Consider the following 21,942-nt stretch of genomic DNA (forward strand, 5'->3'; position numbering starts at 1 on the left):
CTTCTATGACCGGAGATATAAACGAGAATTCTCTGAGATGCACCGATTTTACGACCGCCTGTTAGGGGACAACAGTTAATTTACCTGATTTTGGGCTTAACCGAGAAGTATTGCGATGTATCCTTCTGATGCTAAAGGATCTAAATTACTAGAAGCAGCTAATACATCTTCCCAAGAACTTAAATCAAAACGTTGTACGCATTCCCAATCATATTTAGCAGCAAATATCTCTGGGTTATCCTCTTTTAAGCTAGGAAGGTTTCTAACCCCATGTAAAACAATAGCCGATACTTTAGGACGGACGATAACAATATTGTAAGGCGTGAGTAATTCAAACATGAAACAGCAATCCACATCTTCGGGTAACTGATAACCCAAAGAGTTCCATGTCTGCCAAAACAGCTTGTTGAACGTGAGGTTGTTGTAACTGTTAATAACCCCCTCAGCATCGGGGCTACCTGAAGTAGAAATTTCCCACTTAGAAGAATAAGGATTAAAATACAATACAACTAAGGAACCATCAAGCTTTTCATAGACTTTGGCTGTAGACCAATCTATCGTAGCGGCATTAGGTTCGCCGTAGTTAAAGAACTTATCAAAGGGATAGGAGATGATAGACCAATTTTGATCTTCATCTAAGATAATCCCTCTACATTGCTGCACTACCTTTTCACTAAGGGGCGAGTTGAGGAAATCATAACTAAGCAAGACTAGATTGGGATAAACAGTATGCCTTTTGACTTTAATAAAATATTCTTCTGTAAGACGGTTTAAGCCGTGCTTAGTTAGATATTCAATAAGTTCCATAAACCAGATATTAGCTGTAGCCTGATTATACTACTAATATATTACATAAATTTGTCGTGGGTAATTTTACTCACAGGTGGCAATATGGGTAGAGCGAGTTGCGGTAAAATGCTGACGAGCGATCGCCGAGTCAGTAGATAGCAGTAAAGACGCTGAAAACTAGCGTTTGGGCAGGAGTGTGGAACTTGAGGATATCACTTGCAGACAGATTGCGGCTGGGATTGGCAGTGGGGACGGCACACACAGTAACGTCCCTAGTGCGACTATTAAAGTTGGGTGCGGCTAGCGTCTTACCAGGGCAAATTGCGGGAAGAATTCAGCCAAAATTGTTGCCCCTCTTGTTTCGTCAAGTCAAACGCGGCGTAATTTTTATTGCGGGGACGAACGGTAAAACGACGACATCCCTTCTGCTACGCACCATGTTAGAAAATCAGGGATGGCGGGTGGCGCACAACGCTGCTGGTGCGAATCTGATAAATGGCTTGATGACGGCGCTGCTGGAAAATACCAATCTGGTGGGGAGTCTAGAAGCGGATTACGCGATTCTGGAGGTAGATGAGAATATTGTGCCTCTGGTTTTGCCGCAGGTAGTAGGCGAAGGGTGTCCCCGGTGCTACATTTTGTGCTTAAATTTGTTCCGCGACCAGTTGGACAGATATGGGGAAGTTGATACAATTAGTCGGCGTTGGCAGAAAGCGATCGCGCCTTTACCGCCAGAAACAGTGGTAGTTGTGAACGCCGATGACCCTACCTTATCGTATTTGGGTCAGCAGCTAAACCAGCGGGTATTGTGCTTCGGATTAAATGAACCTGAAGCTTATCTAGATGAAATTCCCCATGCGGTAGATTCTATTTATTGCCCCAGCTGCGGACACTCTCTCGATTATCAGGGCGTCTACCTCTCCCACCAGGGAGATTATAAGTGTCCCAGCTGTGGTTTTCATAGGGGAAAACTCGATATTGAAAGTCGAGAATGGCCGCAAGTTCTTATCGGAATTTACAACAAGTACAACACCCTAGCTGCTGTATTAGCGGCGAAGGAAATAGGGGTTGATCTTGATAAGATTCTAGACACAATTAAAAATTTCCAGGCTGCTTACGGACGCGCTGAGGAATTGACAGTAGGCGGGAAGAAAGTGCGGATTTTATTATCAAAAAATCCGGTAGCACTCAATGAAACTATCCGCGCAGTTAATCAGCAAGGTGGAAGCACAAAACTGCTGGTGTTGAATGACAGGACGCCGGACGGTACAGATGTATCCTGGATTTGGGATGTGGATACTGAGAAATTAGTAGAGAAAGGGGGGACTGTTGTAGTCAGCGGCGATCGCGTCTATGATATGGCTTTAAGAATACGCTATAGCATGGACGAAAATAGTAGCTTGAAATTGATTGTAAAAGAAGATTTGCAAGAAGCGATCGCAGTGGCTTTAGAACACACACCCGCTGATGAAACTCTCCACATTCTTCCCACATATTCAGCAATGTTAGAAGTGCGCGGATTGTTGACTGGAAGGCAGATTTTGTAACTTAGCAAATCCGATGCAAATAAACCCGGCGAATGTAATTTGCGGCTACAAAAAAAAGTCCCCGCAGGCGGGTTTTGGGATTGCAGGTACAATTTCAATCGCCAGCGCACTCCAGTGCATGGAATTTTTTAAATTTAAAACCCGCCTGCGCGGGTTTTGTCTGTGTAGGCGCGATTGAAATCGCCAACTTATAACTAAGAGAAAAAACAGATGGAATTAACAATTGGTTGGCTGTATCCGACGCTAATGAGTACCTACGGCGATCGCGGCAATGTGATATGCTTGCGGCAACGCGCTCAATGGCGGGGGATTCAAGTAAATACGATGTCTCTCGACCAAGAAACACCCGTAGATGATATTCGCAAAGTTGATATATTAGTCGGCGGCGGCGCACAAGACAGACAGCAAGAAATTGTCATGCGCGATTTGCGTGGAGCTAAAGCAGAAGCAATCCGCGATAAAATTGAAGCTGGAACGCCGGGAGTTTTTACCTGTGGTTCGCCGCAACTGTTGGGAAATTATTATGAACCAGCTTTAGGTCAGCGGATTGAGGGATTGGGTTTATTGGATTTTGTAAGTAAGCATCCGGGTGAAGATGCGCGGCGTTGTATCGGTAATGTTGTTTTCGAGATAACAGCGTCGCGATTAGCGGAAGATTTGAAAAAAATGCTGGGAACTGCACCTGTGGTTATTGGTTTTGAAAATCACGGCGGTAGGACTTATTTAGGGAAAGTAGAACCGCTTGGTCGCGTGGTTAGCGGTTATGGGAATAATGGGGAAGATGGGATGGAAGGCGCGTTTTATAGAAATGCGATCGCTACTTATTCTCACGGCCCATTATTACCCAAAAATCCCTTTATTGCCGATTGGTTAATTCAAACAGCATTAGCCGAAAAATATCAAACTGATATATCGCTACAAAAGCTGGATGATTCTTTAGCAACGCAGGCGCGGTCAGCGATGTTTAAAAAGTTGGGTGTTAATTTGCCAGTTCCTAGTTGAAGCGATCGCGCCTTGAATGCTGTTAATTGTTCATAGTTCATAATTCATTGCCAAAAAGCCTGGACTTGGCTATGGGTGCAATTTTTTTATGAGCGACCGCGATCGCTTATTCAAATAACTTTTATTTGGGGAATTCATCCAACTGCACAAATAACCTATAGACAGTGATTGGATAGTGGGTTAAGTTGAAGGAAGCCCCACTAAAAATAATAAGAGAGATCGCGCCATGATTAAACCTTACAATTGTATTCTAGGGATCGCGTTACTGGGGCTAACCACCGTACAAGTTTCAGCCGAGCCAATAAACAAAGTCAACCAGCGCGTACAGTTCTCGCGAGGAAGTACATCTACTACCATTCGGGGGTCGGTTCCCCTGGGCAAAAAAGACACGTACATCTTTCGCGCCCGCAAAGGTCAAACAATAATAGCAGATGTGACTTGGCGGGGAACGCGGGTCGGTAATAGTGACGATTCAGGGCTTTCCGGCTTCACCTTTGTTGAGCCTAGCGGAAAAGCAATCCCAGACCCGCAAGATATTACTTTCTCGGCGATATCAACGGGCGATTATAAAGTTATAGTCGCGCAACCTTACAAACTAACGAGTCCCGCATACACTTTCAAATTAACTATTCGCTAAGTGTCGCTTAAATTTCAGTGGTGCTAACTAGGCTGGTTCAACTGGGTTTATATGTGTATCTAAAAGCCTGCGGTAAATATAGTGAATTATAAAAATCATAGGCGGCGCTGGTTATTGCTATATTTCCACAGGCTTTCTACTTTTATTTCAACACTATAGCTATCTGCTATTTGGTTAACCCAGACTTATTGCTACTTTGGACGTTCGCTATTTTTTCCATAGCGAGTTTCTTGCAAAGAATTACCGATGCCTTGAATAATACCGCGTCCAATTAAACCAATACCTCTACCTATTACTTGCGTTAATAGATAAACAACGCCGCTACCGAGAAAAGTGACAGTTGAACGCAGACGAGGCGCGATCGCATCCCTTATCTCTAGTATCAGCGTAACAGCCACCTGAATACCAGTAAGCTGCTCTAATTCCCCCGTCCGGGGAGCGTAGATAGAGATTTTAACGATACCGCTGCCATTTAATACAAACAAATTATACTTACTTTCAAAGATCGCTGTTGGCTCATTAATATACGCCTCTAAGCGATATTTCCAAGATAAATTATTCCGAAAACGCGCAATTTCTCGCGATGAAAGTAACCTATGGTCGTAAAAGCTTTGCTTAATTTCTTCTACATCAGCAAATTTATTCAGCAGTGGTTGTATAACACCATTAGCAATTTCAATTACTAAGTTTTCTAGTAGTGCTTCTGCTCTGGCGATCGCTTCCGGCGTTCCATATGCGTAAGAAGCATTATCAATTATTAAACTATTTTGAAACAAGCAATAACCAATAAATTCCCCAACCAAAGGTATTTTATCCAAAATTTCCTTCTGGACGATATCAGCATCTTGCAGCAAAGTATTAACTAAATCTAATTCACGCTTTCCTACTTGTAGCGTGTAATATTTGCCAAAAAAATCAGTAGTTGACGACTGCCACAAGTCTTGCAAAATAAGCGATCGCTTGGAGAGTATCCTGCTCGGCTGTACCTGGGAAAAGCGCAACTCATCCAATACATTCTTTAATTTATCCAAAATTAGATAAAGCAGTTCCCGTTTTCTCTCATCCCGAAGAATATCAATTTCCATCGCCACGCCCGTGAAGTTTTCCAGGCCGAAATTAAGCTTATTTAGGGTGGCGTCAAAAAAATTTTCAGTTCTCAGCTCAATTGCAGGCGAGGGGCTAGCCCTTAGAAACAAAGGTGCAGGAGTAGGTTCTCCGCGCGTCCCCATATCCTCTGACAACCTACGACCGACAATCCTTCTGCTGCTGCCTCTAGCCTCTGGTAACAACTGATTCACCAGCCAACGCGCCGCCCGAAGTTCTCGGCATCGTCCTGCAAGGATAAACCACTCTAGCGTCGAAAGATTGGGGTTTTGCAGTTGGGCTGTTAATTCGGTAAGGGTATTATCAATTTGTCGCCGCCCAGAGTCGCCCAGCTTGTCGCGGCGAGAGGTTTGCGTTTGGTATGTGTGGAGGTTTTGGGCGTCTGCAAATTCGATATTCCAGTAGGTTTGCCCGCCCGCCACAGCGCGAAGAGCCGTTACTATGACCGAGATAGCAGTACCTTTGGCGCAATAGCCTTCAACGCCAGTTTGCCTTGCTGCCGCCAGTTGCGGCGCTTCCTCGAACCCGCTGAGTAGAAATATTGGCAAGTTGGGGTAGTAGGCTTTCAGTTCCTGGCAAAGCTGCAAACCTGCAAACTCCCCAGAGGCGCGACACAATCCCAGTTCCAGAATTACTAGGTCGATGGCGTCTTCTGTACCCATAAGAGGGGCGAGAATCTGCAACGCCGCTACACCATTATCAGCACTAGCGACTACTTGCAAGTCGGGAAATGACTCAAGCGCTGTGCGGAGTCCGAGCAGGAAAATGGGGTCATCATCGATCGAGATAATTTTCAAGGGGCGAGTAGCCAATGGGGGAGGTGTTGCGCGATCGCTCATCACAAAAACCTAATTTATACTTAAACCCTGCTTAATAGGTTACTAAGTATTTGGCGATTTCTTGCTGCGATATATAAAAAATTCTTCTGTTGTTCTACAACAAAAACAACAACCTTACTACTAATTACCTGCAAAATCCTATAATTCCTACCTTGTCTTTCTCAGGTTATAGATATCTCTACTACAAACTCTGACCTGAGAGCAATGTTAATATTCCATGCCTTATCTAAGCTGAAGATTGGTTAATAAAGTCCGTAAACTTTAATCTTTTTAAAATCGAGATCCACTACTAAGGCAAAGAAGCCACACTCGTTTACCCTACCGAAATTCACCACGTTAGGGAGCAAAAAATTATAGCTGTACGCAAGCAAAAATTTGCTACTTCTTGAGAAAGGAAATTTAGCTTATGTTAGACAAATTTGTTAAATCAACTGTGATGTCGCTGGGCATCCTCTCCGCCCTTTCCCTGACTTCGCTACTCTTCGGTGGAGTACGTGCAAATGCTGAGGGTACCATTCCCAATCCTGGGGTGGCGAGTCAACCAAATAATAGGGTGACTCCCATAAATCCCCAGTTGAATGAGGGTGGGATGATACAGCCTGCTAATGAAAACGCCCCGACAACTCCATCTACCAATCCATTGAGCCGATATTCTCCAGACCAAGCTCCTATTCTTAAATATGGCAGTAAAGGAGCTACTGTAATGGAAATTCAGGCTTATTTGCAACAACAAAAACTATATGATGGCCCAGTTGATGGCGTATATGGCCCGCAGACTCGCCAAGCCGTCAAATTATTTCAAGAATCTCTAAATTTAAGCGCCGATGGTGCGATTGGGCGTCAAACTTGGGAGGCTATGGTCTTAAGGGCAAAGCGAGGATTAGCTTTAAAAAGTATCCCGCAGCAAAATGTCGCGCAGTAGGACGGTAGAACTAACGCAATTTAACAGGGGATCGAGGAGTGGGGTGGTTGAAATACATTCTCCTACTCACCCCATACCCTTTAACTAGAAAATAAGGAATTTGGCCTCGCTACAAGGGATCGATCGCTTGAGACTGAGTATCATAGGGCGATGTCCCGGCGAGAGCTTTTCGAGCGGCATCGACAGCATCTAGCTGCGATTGCCAGCGAGCGATCGCGGCTTGGGCTTCGTTATATAGTGGCCTCCCGGCGGTAATACTGTAAGCAGTCTGAATGGCTGCGATGAGGCTGCCTTCAGCGGCTAGATTGGCGGCTTTTTCTAAAATAGGTCGGTCCTCAACAATTTGAATTTGGCCAACCCATTCACTAACTGCTGCCTGTGCCTCTGAATACAGCGCTCTTTGCTGTTTAACCTGTCGGGCTGCTTGAATTGCAGCAAGCAAATTTCCTTGAGCGGCCAAACCCTTTGCCAGCTCTAGGATGGGCTTGTCTTCTATGGTTTCAATCTGCCGATTCCAAAGCGCGATCGCAGCTTGTGCGTCTGCTCCCAAAGGTCTATCGCTCTCGATCTTACTTGCTTGGGCAACAGCGGCCTTCAAACTATCAATTGTCCCCGGCCCAGCCAGAAGGTTAGCCTGTGCTAAAACGGCACGATCTTCAATTTGGTGAATTGACTTGCGCCAAGAGGCAATATGGGTTTGGGCTAGTATACGCTTGGGCTGTTTGAGCGCTATTGTCTGAGCCTGCTCAATGGCCAGCTGTAAGGTCAAAGGTTGATCGATACTGGCAATAGCACTGGCAAATTGCAGCTTGATCTGGTCTTGTAACTGAGACTGCCACAGAGCTTTCTGACTCAAGGCTTGCTTGTATAGCGGGCTTTGCGACCCGATCTGACGTACCTCTGTAGTAGCATCAATCAATGCCACTAGAGAATCATCCTTGGCAGCAGATGTGGCGCGAGTCAGCCGAACCCAGTCTTGAGCTTCTTTGTATACCGACGTATCAGCAGGAACGCTTTGAAGTACTACAAGGACACCGGGAAAATCTTGCTCTTTAAACCGTTCTGCCGCGATTTTTACGATTGCACGACTCCAGTTGTTCCTTTCAGCTTGTGCCAGCGAGCTAGCATAGCTTTTGGGCTTTATTTTACCGACCATAGCGATCGCCTGTTGCAACTGTGCCGGAGTATTAGACTCAGCCAAATCCCGTGCCTCTTCGAGTTGCTGCCAAGCCAGTTTTTCCTCTGCCATCTGCTGCATAAGTTGATTCAGCTTAGTATCGCGCCAGTAGCTGATATTCATGCCCAATAGAGCCTGTGCCTTCTGCGAGGCAGTTAGCCACTGTTGCGCTTTCATCGCTTGATAAACTTCGCTAGTAATTTTCTCGCCCCGCTTCCAGTCTTGCTGCCAGTCGGCGAGTTTGGCTTGTGCTTCTGGATAAAGAGGGCTACGGACGGGAATTTTGCGGCTAACAGCGATCGCGCCTTGCAAATCCCCCTGGTTGATTTTCTGCTGCGCGATCGCCAGAATGCTACTAGACCATTCCCCCATCAGCCGTTGAGCCTCTGGGTACAGGGGATGAGTTTCAGGCCAACCGCTAACTAAAGCGATCGCCCCCACCAAGGCTTCTAATTTGCCAGATGCAGCTGCCTGCTGGGCACATTGCAGTCGCTCACCATCAGCCGCTAAGGGCGATATCTTCTGGCAATCGGGTGGCGGTGGCAGCGTTGTCAGCAATAAACCACCTACAACGCCCGTTCCAGCCAAAATCAGGGCAATACTCAGCCACACCAGCGACCATTTCAAAGTGCCGCTAGCCTTTTTAGGGGGCGTTTTCGCAAGGGGCGCTTCCGTCTCTTTTTCCCTAGTAGTTTCTTCAGCGGAGCTTTGTATGGCGGTCTTATATATATTTGCGTCCGTTACTGGCCGGATGACCAGTTTCCGCCCGAGTCGCTTGCGAAACGGGAGGGGTAATCGAACAAGGGAGCGGTGCAATTGTCTTTTGTCCACGGATGCGCTTAACTCTCTGGATGCAATAAATTTTTGATTTCTTAGCTGTGTGTGAGGTTTGAATTATTAGCTTCGTTTGAGTTGAAGCGATTAGTGAGTCATGGTAGGTGGGTGTGGGTAGGCAGTTATTTGTCATTAGCCATCAAGCCTGCGTCAAAAGCCGATAGCTTTTGTCAACAATGGCTGACACTGACAAAGGTACAACTCTAGACAACTACTTTAGGGTATGTGCTATACATTCATACTCTAAAAACTTACGCTAACCGTAGCGCGAAGATATCCGCTTTTCGGGTGGCTATCTACCCCCAAAGGTAATAGTTTTGCTTCACAGCTTGGTTTTTTAGGCGTAAGTCCTGACTTCCCAGGCAAGCAGGCTAACCCGTTGCCCGATAAGAGTGCCTAAAATGACCATAGAGAGCATTTTCCTATGATTGAGGTGGAATGAGTCTGAGCATTCGCCAATGGCTGGCAGAGCGACAAATTGAACTGGCTCAACTGGAACGGCAGGCGGCACCCCTGCCTCCACAAGATGCCCGATTAGCTGGTGTTGCCTTTCGCATTGCCCAAGACATGGCAAGCAAGAGCCTGACTCCTTTGGATATTAGTGCCTTGGCAGAAGTTTTGGAACTGCCCTTGGGGGCGGCCTGGAAATGGGCAGAGCCAATGTCCACCCTGAGTGTCTGGTTGCTGCACGTCCTGAGCCGGAAAAAGCCCTTGAGGCGTAATGAAGGAACATGGCTGACTTTTCAAGTCGCTTACCTAAATGCCTTACAAGGGATTTTAGAGCAAGAATCTCAATTGAGAAGACCTTGGCTGAACAGAGCGATGCTTGCAGCTGGGACAGAAGCAGGCCAACCTCTTAATGACCCGCAGTTGCAGCATCTTTGCCAAACCCTGCGCCCCGGACGGCTGAGCGACTCTCAGGCCGAGCAAGCCCTTACTCTGATGGGTTCTTCATTTTTGGTGCAGCAGATGAACAGCACGGGGATCGCTTGGTTTGTTGCCAATGGTGCAGAGGAAATTGAAGCCAGATTGCTGATACAACGCTTAAGCCACTCACTACCTGGTTATCTCACAGATGCGATCGCCTCTAATGCCCTGCCTCTGGCACAACTGCAAAAGTTTGCCCGCTTAGGAAATTTAGCAACTTTTAGAGATGCGCCCCCTGTTGTAAATATTAACGACAGCAGTTTTGAGTACCTCAACCCGTTCGCTAGCAATTCTGAGTTACCATCATCCTCAAACTCAGCGAATAAAACCTTTCCTCTCAACCTGCACCGCGAACGCTACAGGGCTTCGCTGATTAAATCCCTTTCTTCCCCGCTTTTGGGAGAACCATTTGCCCTGAAAGATTTATACGTTTCTCTTAAGGGGCGAGAGGATAAACGGGAATTGGAAATTCCCAGTTCCCAGTTTCCATTACCGTTTATTCTCAGAGCAGTACCAGATAGGCTCGATCGCCAATCTGGTGAACCAGTTGATTTAATGGATTGGGCGATCGCTCAATTGGCAGATACGACCACTATCGCTGTTATTGAAGCGCCCCCTGGCTGTGGCAAGACCAGTTTCTGCCAGATGTTTGCTGCCCGCGTCGCAATGGAGCTTTATCCCAACTGGATGCCGATATCGATCCGATTGCGCGATGCTCCATTAGGGCGATCGCTAGAACATACTCTAGACAACGCTTTTCCCATTGCTCGCTTCAGCGATCGCGATGGCTGGCTTTCCACAGCGCACCCCCCTTGTTTGCTCATCCTCGATGGCCTTGATGAAATGCCCCATTCTCCCCAGACAGGGCGTTATGTTGAGGCTTTCCTTGACCAGCTCGTGCGGTTTCAGGCCCAGGATACTCCCCGTCACAAAATTATTCTTACTACCCGCAGCGGTGATGGAAATTCTCCCTTACACTTCACAATTCGCCATTCGCCTTATTTACGCCGAATTGCGATCCAATCCTTAGATCAAGATGAGTTTAAGCAGTGGTTTAAGCAGTGGTCGAAGCTGCAATCTAAATCCATTGCCCAAACCTATTTTTCCTTTTTGAAACAAGGCGGAGTATTTCGCAAATCGCCCCAAATGGATGATGTGGCTGCCCTCGCTCGGATGCCTCTGATATTAGTATTGCTAGGTTTTTTACATCGAGACGGCTTGATTGACAGCAGCATTTTTCGCATCTCTCCCTCTCAAGCCAAATTTGAAATTTACGATCGCATTTGTCGATGGCTAATTAAGGGCGATGAGGATGAAAGTGGCACTAGACCCTTAGTGGTCAAAGACGGTCTGGCTCATGCTTGTCGCAGTCCAGAAGCGATCGCCAATCTCCTTGATGGTCGCACCCCCCAAACCCTCCGCCACCAAATGCAAGCCGCCGCAAGAGCCATTCTTCAAGGCGGAAACCACTATATACCTCAATCAGCCCTGAAAAGTCTACTTTCTGGCGATGCCGACCTGCCAGCTTTTTTCTTCAGCAAGGCTGATTTTGTAAAAGAGGATATTCGCCATAACCCAGAATCTAGAAGCCAAAATTGCATCCAGTTCTCTCACCCAAATCTAGGAGAATATATTTGTGCTGAGGAAATAGCTTCCCAGCTAAAATTGCTGACTCAACAAATTCCTTTGCAGTATGGCGAAGTTGGCTTTGTTATAGACTCGCCAACCAACTTAGCTTCACACATTTACGCCTTGCTCGGTTATGGTTTGCTGTCCCCAGAAATAGTAGAACTTACAATCGAGCGATTGCGCCGGGAGGCGGTGCGTCACCCGCAGGAATTTTCCTTTTTAGTTCTTTTTGAACGCTTAAATAGTTTCTATAAATCTTACGGTCGAGGGCGCTGGCTAGATACGGGAATCGCTCACCAAGAGCAATCGCGGTTGCAAGCACGAGGCAATTTACTAAATACCTTACAAGTCGATGCAGCTGTTGGAATAAATGTATTTGTATTGCTGTGCGCGATCGCCAGAGAAGCGAAGGCTCCCTTCTGGCCTTGCGGGAATCCTTCCCTAACTGGTGAGTTCGATCCCAACTTATTGCTAACTTTAATCGGTCGCACCGCTGTACTGTCTCCAACTGCTTTTTGGCAGACGGCGCGGAGTAGTCTGATGTCTTTGCAGCTAGCTGGAGCCTGTTTGAATCGCGCTATGCTAGCTTCTGCCAACCTCTGGCAAGCCAATTTGTCTGCTGCTGAGTTAATCGAAACAAATTTCGTGTCTGCGAACCTCCAAGAAGCCAATTTGTCTAGAGCAAATCTTGTCGGTGCCTGCTTGCAGGGAGCTAATCTCTCCGGAGCATGGCTAGAAGGGGCTGACCTTTCAGGTGCTAATCTCCAAGGAGCGAATCTAACTTTGAGCCAAGTACGCAATGCCTGCCTATTTCAAGCGCAGTTAGATGAAGAAACCAGAGATTTTGCTTCTTTAAACGGAGCTATTTTTTCTCTAGAAGAGTTTAACACTTACAACCGACTATATTTCTCTCGTCTTACCAGCAGTGGAGAAGAAAATACTTCTTTTGTAGAGAACGGCCTTGTAAATACAGACTTTAAATCAACCCTATCTCGGATTGCGATCGCCGAAGGCGAAGCTATCTTGCCCGTTGATTTCGAGGACGAAGAAGCAAGCGCTCCAACGATTAGGATAGAAAGTTCCGACAACGGTAAACTACTATTGCCTGATGAGCCTTACAACTATCCCAGCCTCGATCCAACTCTTGTAGAAAATCAAGACTCTGGCAACTTGTAGCTGTTAATTGTTACTTTATATTGGTCGTTTAAGAGGTAGAAGTTTAAATAATTTTAAACTCATAACTCCTTACTTTTTTCTAACAAACTATTAACTAACCAATGGCTAATTTAGCTAATTGCTTTCAGGCAAACGATAGCCGTAAAAGTCAATTTGATAGTCCGTTATCCGCACTCCGGTTTGTTGCTCAATTTGCTCGATCAAATCTTGCGGAAGTTGCACGTAAACATCCAAAATTTGTTTTGTATCTAAGCAATTGACGTGGCTGTGAGTGTCGCTGATGTTGCCGTACAATCGTCCATCCGAACGCTCAATACACTCAATAATCCCCTGACAAGATAGCGCTTCTAAATTCTGGTACACTGAAGTGTGACCGATATCTTTTCCTTGCTGATTCAATCGGTCGTAAATTTCTCGCGCAGATAGGTGTTCTTTTTCTTGCCAGAGCAGTTCCAGAATGAAACGACGCTGACGGCTCAAACGCATACCTTGAGCCTGACACCGATTTATTGCATCCTCTAAAGATCTAATAGGTTTGCTTTCTGCTGCTTCTTTTTGCATAATTTATCGTTCAAATAAAAATCCCTAACTAACTCAGGTTGGGGTGTTGACAAGCTAACCCGAACTCATAACAATTTTAGCTTAGATTTCTTAAACCTACCTTATTGGTATGACGATCGCCATCACGCTCAATTCTGATTGCCTGCATAATTTGGATTTGTCGCCAGTGCAAACAGAGATCGACAAGCTAAAGCACTCTGGGGCGATCGCCTCCCAAGAGCAGCAGCTTAGTTTTTCAATAGACTATCCGCGCGAACCCTCAGACCCCCGCGAACTCTCAGAAATCCCCGAAGTGCGCTTGTGGTTTATTCGTCTAGATGCCAAATATCCCTGGTTGCCGTTTTTGCTCGATTGGAAAGCGGGCGAACTCGCCCGCTATGTAGCTATGCTCGTGCCGCACCAGTTTAGCCCCAAAGAAGGCATCCAGTACAATCCAGAAGCTCTGGAAATTTTCGTTATGAAGAAGGTTTTTATCTTGAGTGACTGGATGCAGGAGATGGGAATTCCCAGTCAATCTAGGCTCAAATCAATGACTCAGCTATTGGGTTACGAAATCGATGATGCCTTTTTTGAGTTAATTAGTTCTCAGAGATCCTCAGAATAAAAAATGAGGTGGCGAAACCAGGTTGGAGGTTTAAATCGCTAGTAAGAATTAATAGACAATTTTTTTGGTTCGGTGGGTTAGCGACAGCCTAACCCATCGAACCTTAAGAAGCTTAATCCTGATGCTGTAAAATCCACTCCACAGCAGCCGCTAAATCTGGGGCAATATAGTCTGGTTGCGTGTGGTGCTGGTACTTGCCGCCCAGTACCTCCAAGCCAAAGCCAGTCTGCACCAAAATACCGACGCAGCCAGCGTTGTGCGCCATATCCACATCGGTTGCCTTATCACCAACCATAAAACTGCGGCTAAGGTCTAGATCGCGATCCCAAGCTGCTGCCACAAGCATCCCTGTATTAGGCTTTCGCCAGGTACTCCAACGAGTAAATGCTGGATTAGTTCCTCCTTCTGGTGGACTGAGATAAGGGCAGTAGTAGAGTGCATCTAACTTTGCCCCGGCTTCTGCTTGTAGCAAGTTGCAAAGACGCTGGTTGAGGGCGTCCACATGGCTGGCTGGGTAGTAACCGCGTGCAGGGCCAGACTGGTTGGAAACCAGACAGCAAAATAGCCCCAGGTCGTTTAACTTGCGTACAGCCTGAGCTACACCGGGTATGAGGTGTAAATCCTCTACGCGGTGTATGTAACCTGCTTCCACATTAAGGACGCCATCGCGATCGAGAAATACAGCAGGTTTAGCCACGCCAAATTTGCTCTAAAACGTCTGCGGGCGGGATGTCTGCGATCCAACGGGTGGGGGATTGCAGGCCAACGGCGCGATCGCTCTTTTGCAGCAATTTGTCGGCGTTGGTAGGGCCAAATAAGGCGATCGTGTACGTCCCGACGGCTAGAGCCAGATGCATTGGCGCACTATCAGTACACAGCATCAAATTGGCACCTGCTATCATCGCCGCCAACTTGCCAATGTCCGGCGGCGATGTCACATTTAGGTTGGGTATTGACTGCATCAACTCGCTGACAAATGCCCCATCCTCCGGGCCTTTGAGAATCGTAATGGGCAGATTGGGCTGTCGCTCTTGGATGTCTTGAATAATCTGCTGCCATTTTTTGGCAGGGTAGATTTTATCAATCCCTTTAGCCTGAGCCAGGGCGCTAGATCCGCCATGAATCATAACGTAGCCGTCTTGAATTCCCAGCCGCTTCTTTTCAGCTTCAGCCCAGTCGATATCTTTTTTGGGGAGGGTGACGGCTAGGGGGGGGCAAGGTGAGTTAACGTCTAAACCTTGCAGCAGGTCGTGGTACATGTGGGCGGCATACTGCTCGGGTTTCAGGGGTACTGGGTTGGTGAGAAAAAGCTTACCAGCGCCAGCATAACCAATCCGGGTGGGAATACCAGTTAGCCAGAGGAGTAGACCCACTAACCAACTTCGCCCCAAGGAGAGAGCGATATCGTACTCGCGATCGCGGATTACTCCTAGTAAATTACCCCAATCCGCCAGCCCGTTGCGGTCTTTAAAGTCATAGGTAATAACATCACTAACAGACTTGCAGACCCGGTAGGCTCCCTTTGCCCTGGGTTCCGCAACGACATCAATTTGGGCATCAGGATAATACCGCTTCAGGTCATCTAGGGTCGGGAAGAATAGAATTTGATCTCCTATTCCGCCAGGAACAAGGGCCAGTATTCGCATCGCTATTGATTCAGCTTACTTGTCAGCTTAATTGTAGGATGTCCTCAGTTTTCCATAAAGAGGTAGACTATGCTCAATTTCGTAAATTCGCCCCGAAAGTCTCAAGCAACTCTTATCCGATTCTCGGCTTTTAGAGAGCTGCTAAGCTTTCAGCAGTCGCCACCCGCGCCGCCCATTTCGATTTTGCATGGCAAAACCCTAGCGACTACTGATGTTTAGAAATTTAGTTTTACGTTTAAAACCAGCTCAGCAAATATCACGCAGGAATTGTCCCCACACTGCTCAAAAATTTTTGTCTGTTGAGCAATGTGTCCCAGATAGCATTCCTTACTTCTGGCCGCTTGTACTTATATTTACTCAGGTCGCGGTAAATAATGGTTGCTACTGGCTCTAATTCATAAAGGTCTAGGCATTTCTTAATTATTCTTTCTACTGCTTTCTGCCAGCAGGCAAACATCCGGTAGCTGAAAAATCGACTGCGCTTCTTCCCGCTATCGTCAACAAATACTATGCAGACGCAATTCCAAAGGCAGTTGGGTTGTTTGGCAATGCGGCTAATAGATATTCCCAAAGCTTCTGCGGCGTCTCTTTTTGTCAGATTCCATAACCCTGTGTAAATTAAGCTGCCAAGGGTAAGATCTTGTTGAGGTTTACTTTTCGTTGATTTCGGATGTGCCATACCAGGAACTGGGAATTGGAGACGCTGATTGACTACAGTCAGATAAGACACTGAGGAAAAGACAGTCTTGATGCACCCAAGGCGGGAAGTAAAGCTGTCTTTTTGTCTTGCACCTATCTATGAGTATACGCATAGAAGTTGCATTTGTCAATGCGTAAGCGGATATAAATGTGACTATGCCTAGAAAGAAACTCAAGGAAAACCCAGAAAATATGCCAGTGTTGCGGCGGCTGCGGGAAGCTGTTGGTTTAACACAGACAGAACTGGCGAAGCGAATTCCCGACAAAACAAGGCAAAAAACGCTAAATCAGTCGGTTATCAGTAGGTGGGAGAGTGGGGAGGATGAGCCAGAACTGACGATTCCCCAGATGAAGGCATTATGTCGTGCCTTGGGTATAGCTCTTGACCAGCTACCCGATGACTTTGGCCCGCCAGCGCCTAGCGTTGGCTTGGAGTAGTGCGGCGCGGGGAGGGATGCGATCGCATCCCTCCTGCTAAAAACTAAAAAATAAGCGTTGACAAACTAAGCCGGGGCTAAGTTTCACGGTACGCAGCCTGCTTACAATGAACGATGAACAACGAAAAACGAACAACGAAGTGCATTTATTAATTCCAGCAGCAGGCATGGGACGGCGCATGGGGAGCGATCGCAATAAACTGCTCCTAACTTTACTAGGCAAGCCTTTAATTGCTTGGACTCTAGCCGCCGCCAACGCCTCGCGTCACATCGCCTGGATTGGCATCATCTGCCAACCAGACGACGAATCAGATTTAAAGGATATCCTCGCTGAGGTATCTCTAACTAAGCCAGTGCAGCTTGTTACAGGTGGCGCAACGCGCCAAGAATCTGTTTACAACGGCTTGCAGGCATTACCAGCCGCCGCCGATAGAGTGTTGATTCACGACGGCGCGAGGTGTCTGGCAACACCAGATTTGCTCGACAGGTGTGCCTTGGCAATTATGGATTGTCCTGGTTTAATTGCTGCTGTGCCCGTGAAGGACACTATCAAAATTGTCGATAAGGCTGGGTTAATTAACAGTACGCCGGATCGGAATTATCTATGGGCGGCGCAGACACCGCAGGGATTTGATGTCAATTTGTTGAAGCAATGTCACGATCGAGGTCGGGATAACGCTTGGGAAGTTACAGACGATGCGGCTTTGTTTGAAAAATGCGATTTGCCCGTGCGGATTGTAGAGGGTGAGGAGACTAATTTAAAAATAACAACGCCTGTAGATTTAGCGATCGCAGAATTTATTCTACGCCAGCGACAGGGAATTTGAAACTCAATAGACCTTTTGCAAAAATCCATGAATGACCCCTCCCCAGCCCTCCCCGCGAGTTCGGGGAGGGGGCAAGATTTCAAGTTTTTCCCCCCTTGATAAGGGGGGATTAAGGGGGGTCTAATCTAAGGTTATAAGCACGTCATCTCCCTCAATTGTTACGGGAAAAGTTTTCACTCCGAAGCGCGCTGGAGGAAAAGTTACTTCGCCAGTTTTAACATTGAAATGTGCGCCGTGTTTTGGGCAGGTAACGATGTCTCCATTTAGCCTACCTTCGCCTAACGATCCGCCTCGGTGCGTGCAGGTGTCGGCGATCGCATAAAAATTACCTTCTACGTTAAATAAGGCTATGCTCTGATCTTCCATTTCTATCGTCGTTCCCGTTCCCGGCGATAGATCGCTTGTCATTGCAATCTTGACCATATTTGACATGAGAAATACTCCTGCTGTTCGCCACTGGGATTAATATAACAAGCGCGATCGCATGATTTATTATCCACCCCCGTTGTGTTATTAAAAATTTTAATTTTTGAATATATTGAGGAACGTCAGAGAATTTTGACATTTCTCTACTGTTCTTATGCCTGGGTTATGTTGATGTTTATTGGGGTTGGGGGTTTGAGTATATTTGACCATATTTGGGGTGAAGTATTATTAACGTTGTTAATTGTTTGAAGCGTTGAATTATGGATAGAGAAGAATTGCTCAGAAGATATGCTGCTGGGGAAAGAGATTTCTCTGGAGTCTCCCTGCGCGGACTCGATTTCAGCGATTGCGATTTGAGTGGGATCAATTTGAGTAATGCCGATCTTGAGAGTACGGAATGGGAAGGAGCTGATTTGAGTGAGGCTAACCTTAGTGGCGCTTTCCTCGCTTACAGTGGGCTGAATAATGCCAACTTGACTGAGGCCAATCTCAGCCGTGCGAGGCTGCAAGACTGTGCGTTGAGTGGAGCTAATTTGACTGATGCTTGTGTCCGAGGAACTCTATTTGGGAATGAACCCCATCTGAAAAGAGCTAATTTGACTGGTGTTGATTTGAGCCAAGCCGTGATTGATTTGCCTGGAGGAATCGATAACCCCAGAATTGATAATGCTATTTTGTGTGATACCACTCTCCCCAATGGAGAAAACTAGACTATATAATTCCTCATTAGGGTGGTATTGCCCACCCTAAAACTATATTTTAGAAGTATTATTTGCGTTGTTAATTGTTTGAGGTGTTGAATTATGGATAAAGAAGAATTGCTCAGAAGATATGCTGCTGGAGAAAGAGATTTCTCTGGAGTCTTCTTGCGCTGGCTCGATTTCAGTGATTGCGATCTGAGTGGGATCAATTTGAGTAACGCCGATCTTGAGAGTACGGAATGGGAAGGAGCTAATTTGAGTGGGGCTAACCTTAGTGGTGCTTTCCTCGCTTACAGTGGACTGAATAATGCCAACTTGACTGAGGCAAATCTCAGTCGTGCGAGGCTGCAAGACTGTACCTTGAGTGGAGCTAATTTGACTGATGCTTGTGTCCGAGAAGCTATCTTTGGGAACGAACCCCATCTGGTTGGAGCTAATTTGACTGGTGTTGACTTGAGTCAAGCCAGAATTGATTTGCCTGGAGGAATCGATAATCCCAGAATTGCTGATGTTATTTTGTGTGACACCACTCTCCCCAATGGAGAAAACTGGACTATATAATTTCTCGTTAGGGTGGTATTGCCCACCCTACAACTATCTTTTATTGGTTATCAACTTTAAGCGGTAATTTTGCAGCATCGAGATTGATAAACGGTAACGCACCATTTCCCCCCAAAACGGTAGGGAAATGCCCATCCCATTTTTCTATCGCTTGCTTTTGCAGTAGCACTGGTGTCAATGTTTCGCGCTGCAATCTTTGCGCTTCTGCTTGTCCTTTGGCACGGTTAACTTCAGCTTCTGCCTCTTTTATCGCTTTCAACGCTACAAATTCTGAACGTTTTGCATCTTGTTCTGCTATCTGTTTCGCTTCCACTGCTTCGCTAAAGCGATCGCTAAAGTGAACGCTTACTAGCGAAATATCATCTACCCCAATATTGTAGTTAACTAACCGTGACGTTAATGCCTCATCTACGCCTGCTTTTACTTCTCCCCGTTTTGTAATAATTTCCTCAGCAGTGTATCTTGCCATCACCGCTTTTAACACTTCTTCAACTGCTGGATTGATAATCCTCTGGACAACTTCGTTGGCGTCACCAATTTGTTGGAAAAGGGCATTTGCTTTCTCTGGAACGATGTGCCAGTTGAGCGCGACATCGGTGTATACGTCTTGGAGATCTTTAGACGCCGACTTCGCCGGAATTTGTTCTTTTTGCACGCGCACGCTTAACTTTTGTACTGAATTTACGATTGGAATAATTGGGTGTATCCCTTCTCCCAGTACTTGAGCTTGCACTTTACCAAACTCCATTACGACCCCGCGTTCTCCAGCGTTGACTATTACGAACGGCTTGAAGAAAATACCTAGTAGTAATAGCAATAGAGCAAGAATGCTCACAACATAAAGACCATTATTTGATTTCATACTATTTTTAACGCTTTTCTATGCTGCGCCTAATATTTGGATAAAAAAGATAAGGCACGGGCATCATGCCCGTGCCTGTCAATACTCTTATATTAAACTATAATTAAAAGAAGTTGTCAAGCCAACTTATTGGAAATTTTAGTTAAATTTAGAGATTAAAAATTCAGCGTTAAAAATGAAAAATAGAGGGGAGGGTTGAAAGGTTTAGTTATCGAAATTAAGGGAAGTAATTAATACGGAGGATTACGTTTAGTAATGAAAATTAACCAACGTCATGAATGGCCGTTAACAGCAGAGGAAGCGATCGCCATACAGCAACAACTTAGCCCAGAGGTAATAACAGAAGATCGGTTGGGAACAGTAAATTACGTTGCTGGTGTGGATGTAGGGTTTGAGGAGTCGGGTTCGATATCGCGTGCAGCAGTAGCGGTTTTGAGTTTTCCAGAATTAGAGTTGAAAGAGAGCGCGATCGCTCGTCGTCCCACAACGTTTCCCTACGTTCCTGGATTTCTCTCATTCCGAGAAATTCCAGCCGTCCTGGATGCCCTAGAAAAAGTCAGCATCACGCCTGATTTGATATTATGTGATGGTCAGGGAATCGCTCATCCCCGCAGGTTTGGTTTGGCTTGCCATTTGGGATTGCTAGCAGATGTTCCTACCATTGGTGTAGCTAAATCTTGGCTAATTGGACAGCATGGGGAATTGCCGAACGAGCGCGGGGAATGGAAACCAATGCGGCATCGTGGCGAAATAATTGGTGCTGTCTTGCGAACTCGCAACGGCGTTAAGCCAGTGTATGTCTCAAGCGGCCATCGAGTTAGCTTACCGACAGCAATTGATTATGTTTTGCGCTGTACGCCGAAATATCGTCTGCCAGAAACAACCCGCATTGCCGACAAATTAGCATCTGGATAAACTGCTTCGCATCTAAGCACCTGGTAATTAGGGTAAAGAGGAATTCGTGTTGCTGATAAAAACTTGTAACCTGACTTATTACAGCAGCTAAGAAGTGAGATTACAATAAAAGATAAATCAGCAACTTCTTCTTTCTTCATCCCTTGAAAATATCAATATTATTATAAGTATTTAGCGCGTAATCTAGTAATTTGTGTCTATGTTTTAGTAAATTTTGACCTGCCTTAAATTATATTTTTATGTTTATTAATCTAAATAAAATTATAGTTAGTTCCCCTATTTAAATTAATTTCTTAAATGTGTAGGTTTATAAAGATGCCTGAACTAACTTTAACGTGGACAGAAAACAAGATTACAAGAATTGAGAAACTTAACGACAAACAGCCTAGCAAATTTACTGGCACATTTCGGCTCGGTCGAGATCCAGCTCAGTGTGACATTATTATCAGCGACCCAACAGTATCCGGTCTGCACGTAGAAATCTTTTTTAATCAGCAGCAGCACTGCTTTTTCTTGCGGAATCTACGACCAACTAATCCACCTGTAGTAGATGAACGAAGTATCATCCAAGATCAAGCCCCCTTAAAGGAGGGTAGCTGCATTTATTTAGGACAAGTAGAGATTAAAGTTGCGGCGGTTTCTGTGGGGGCTAGTAGAGTTGAACCCACGATTGTGATGCCACACAAGCCATCTGAAAACTTGGCAGTTAATCATCCTTTAGAATTGATGAAAATAGATATTGATGAAAATAAAACCTCTCAACTGGTTGCTGAAATTATAGACACAGATTACTTCCAGCAGTTACAGCAACTAGCGCACCAGTTTAGGGATAAAAATGCCCAAGCTTTTAGAGAAAAAGCAGAACAAACTTCTAGCGAGGTCGATCGAGAAGCAAATGCTTCTCAACCCACGCAGCCATTGCCAACCCTTCCCCCACAGTCGGAGGCTAGCGGCGTTTACGGCTCAATGTGCCCCCACTGCCATCACGTATCACCATATAAGCGGGATTTGTGGTGTACGAAGTGTGGCACGTCCCTAGCCGCAGCAGCAAAAGTTTTAATGAATCCTAGCGGCTAGTAGCGAGATGGGGAGATATTTGTAGTAGAGACGCGCTATAGCT

21 protein-coding genes are annotated in these 21,942 nt (G+C 46.0%); 12 read left to right on the forward strand and 9 right to left on the reverse strand.

The genetic code is table 11. From position 1 onward, the window contains the following. Positions 1-96: 96 nt before the first annotated feature. On the reverse strand, positions 97-807 hold the full coding sequence (locus H6F77_RS21950; protein ID WP_190491062.1) for an RNA ligase: 711 nt from the start codon (positions 805-807) through the stop codon (positions 97-99). A gap of 185 nt (positions 808-992) precedes the next feature. Here H6F77_RS21950 and H6F77_RS21955 point away from each other — a divergent pair, with 185 nt between their 5' ends. The 3 genes from H6F77_RS21955 to H6F77_RS21965 all read left to right on the forward strand — a co-directional run bounded on the left by H6F77_RS21955 (position 993) and on the right by H6F77_RS21965 (position 3,975). After that, positions 993-2,336, forward strand: a complete 1,344-nt coding sequence (locus H6F77_RS21955) for a MurT ligase domain-containing protein (RefSeq protein WP_190491063.1) — start codon at positions 993-995, stop codon at positions 2,334-2,336. Between the two features lie 210 nt (positions 2,337-2,546). Beyond that, positions 2,547-3,338: a type 1 glutamine amidotransferase gene (locus tag H6F77_RS21960; protein WP_190491064.1), complete on the forward strand. Its 792-nt coding sequence runs from the start codon at positions 2,547-2,549 to the stop codon at positions 3,336-3,338. A gap of 226 nt (positions 3,339-3,564) precedes the next feature. Beyond that, a complete protein-coding gene (locus H6F77_RS21965; protein WP_190491065.1) occupies positions 3,565-3,975 on the forward strand; it encodes a hypothetical protein in 411 nt (136 codons plus the stop codon). A gap of 191 nt (positions 3,976-4,166) precedes the next feature. Here H6F77_RS21965 and H6F77_RS21970 read toward each other — a convergent pair whose 3' ends face one another. Then, a complete protein-coding gene (locus H6F77_RS21970) occupies positions 4,167-5,918 on the reverse strand; it encodes a DUF3685 domain-containing protein (RefSeq protein WP_199321481.1) in 1,752 nt (583 codons plus the stop codon). Between the two features lie 406 nt (positions 5,919-6,324). Between H6F77_RS21970 and H6F77_RS21975 the strand changes: the two genes are divergently transcribed. Then, complete coding sequence (locus H6F77_RS21975) at positions 6,325-6,840, forward strand: peptidoglycan-binding domain-containing protein (protein ID WP_190491066.1); 516 nt, start codon at positions 6,325-6,327, stop codon at positions 6,838-6,840. A 109-nt stretch (positions 6,841-6,949) separates the two neighbouring features. Here the strand turns inward: H6F77_RS21975 and H6F77_RS21980 are convergent, their stop codons facing one another. Further along, positions 6,950-8,848 (reverse strand): hypothetical protein, encoded by a 1,899-nt coding sequence (locus tag H6F77_RS21980; protein ID WP_190491067.1) that lies wholly within the window; start codon positions 8,846-8,848, stop codon positions 6,950-6,952. Positions 8,849-9,289: 441 nt separating this feature from the next. On the opposite strand from H6F77_RS21980, the gene H6F77_RS28035 reads away from it, so the two are divergent. Continuing rightward, the gene (locus H6F77_RS28035; RefSeq protein WP_242022441.1) at positions 9,290-12,583 is read left to right on the forward strand and encodes an NACHT domain-containing protein; all 3,294 of its coding nucleotides are present in this window, start codon (positions 9,290-9,292) and stop codon (positions 12,581-12,583) included. A gap of 114 nt (positions 12,584-12,697) precedes the next feature. Here the strand turns inward: H6F77_RS28035 and H6F77_RS21990 are convergent, their stop codons facing one another. After that, positions 12,698-13,144, reverse strand: a complete 447-nt coding sequence (locus tag H6F77_RS21990) for a Fur family transcriptional regulator (protein WP_190491068.1) — start codon at positions 13,142-13,144, stop codon at positions 12,698-12,700. A 109-nt stretch (positions 13,145-13,253) separates the two neighbouring features. Between H6F77_RS21990 and H6F77_RS21995 the strand changes: the two genes are divergently transcribed. Beyond that, complete coding sequence (locus H6F77_RS21995) at positions 13,254-13,748, forward strand: CRR6 family NdhI maturation factor (RefSeq protein WP_190491069.1); 495 nt, start codon at positions 13,254-13,256, stop codon at positions 13,746-13,748. A 112-nt stretch (positions 13,749-13,860) separates the two neighbouring features. On the opposite strand, the gene H6F77_RS22000 is transcribed toward H6F77_RS21995, so the two are convergent. From H6F77_RS22000 to H6F77_RS22010, 3 genes are all read right to left on the reverse strand, one after another. Continuing rightward, a complete protein-coding gene (locus tag H6F77_RS22000) occupies positions 13,861-14,445 on the reverse strand; it encodes a D-glycero-alpha-D-manno-heptose-1,7-bisphosphate 7-phosphatase (protein ID WP_190491070.1) in 585 nt (194 codons plus the stop codon). Next, positions 14,438-15,394, reverse strand: coding sequence for a glycosyltransferase family 9 protein (locus tag H6F77_RS22005; RefSeq protein WP_190491071.1), 957 nt, complete (start codon positions 15,392-15,394; stop codon positions 14,438-14,440). Before H6F77_RS22005 ends, H6F77_RS22000 begins: the two co-directional genes overlap by 8 nt. A 256-nt stretch (positions 15,395-15,650) precedes the next feature. Then, the gene (locus H6F77_RS22010; RefSeq protein WP_190491072.1) at positions 15,651-16,124 is read right to left on the reverse strand and encodes a hypothetical protein; all 474 of its coding nucleotides are present in this window, start codon (positions 16,122-16,124) and stop codon (positions 15,651-15,653) included. A 125-nt stretch (positions 16,125-16,249) separates the two neighbouring features. Between H6F77_RS22010 and H6F77_RS22015 the strand changes: the two genes are divergently transcribed. Both H6F77_RS22015 and ispD read left to right on the forward strand, forming a co-directional pair. Further along, positions 16,250-16,531 carry a helix-turn-helix domain-containing protein gene (locus H6F77_RS22015; protein ID WP_190491073.1) on the forward strand — a complete coding sequence of 94 codons (282 nt, stop codon included), beginning with the start codon at positions 16,250-16,252 and terminating at the stop codon, positions 16,529-16,531. A 139-nt stretch (positions 16,532-16,670) separates the two neighbouring features. Continuing rightward, positions 16,671-17,357: a 2-C-methyl-D-erythritol 4-phosphate cytidylyltransferase gene (gene ispD / locus H6F77_RS22020; protein ID WP_190491093.1), complete on the forward strand. Its 687-nt coding sequence runs from the start codon at positions 16,671-16,673 to the stop codon at positions 17,355-17,357. Between the two features lie 120 nt (positions 17,358-17,477). Here the strand turns inward: ispD and H6F77_RS22025 are convergent, their stop codons facing one another. Beyond that, complete coding sequence (locus H6F77_RS22025; protein WP_190491074.1) at positions 17,478-17,789, reverse strand: Rieske (2Fe-2S) protein; 312 nt, start codon at positions 17,787-17,789, stop codon at positions 17,478-17,480. A 254-nt stretch (positions 17,790-18,043) separates the two neighbouring features. Between H6F77_RS22025 and H6F77_RS22030 the strand changes: the two genes are divergently transcribed. Continuing rightward, the gene (locus H6F77_RS22030) at positions 18,044-18,493 is read left to right on the forward strand and encodes a pentapeptide repeat-containing protein (RefSeq protein ID WP_190491075.1); all 450 of its coding nucleotides are present in this window, start codon (positions 18,044-18,046) and stop codon (positions 18,491-18,493) included. Between the two features lie 93 nt (positions 18,494-18,586). Further along, entirely contained in the window at positions 18,587-19,045 is a 459-nt protein-coding gene (locus tag H6F77_RS28045) for a pentapeptide repeat-containing protein (RefSeq protein WP_190491076.1), read from the forward strand. Between the two features lie 40 nt (positions 19,046-19,085). Here the strand turns inward: H6F77_RS28045 and H6F77_RS22040 are convergent, their stop codons facing one another. After that, entirely contained in the window at positions 19,086-19,907 is an 822-nt protein-coding gene (locus H6F77_RS22040; protein WP_190491077.1) for a prohibitin family protein, read from the reverse strand. A gap of 255 nt (positions 19,908-20,162) precedes the next feature. Between H6F77_RS22040 and nfi the strand changes: the two genes are divergently transcribed. Beyond that, positions 20,163-20,822: a deoxyribonuclease V gene (gene nfi / locus H6F77_RS22045; RefSeq protein ID WP_190491078.1), complete on the forward strand. Its 660-nt coding sequence runs from the start codon at positions 20,163-20,165 to the stop codon at positions 20,820-20,822. Positions 20,823-21,137: 315 nt separating this feature from the next. Beyond that, positions 21,138-21,899, forward strand: a complete 762-nt coding sequence (locus tag H6F77_RS27490; protein WP_199321483.1) for an FHA domain-containing protein — start codon at positions 21,138-21,140, stop codon at positions 21,897-21,899. Positions 21,900-21,942: the final 43 nt, after the last annotated feature.

This window comes from Microcoleus sp. FACHB-831 (genome assembly GCF_014695585.1).
GTDB lineage: Bacteria > Cyanobacteriota > Cyanobacteriia > Cyanobacteriales > FACHB-T130 > FACHB-831.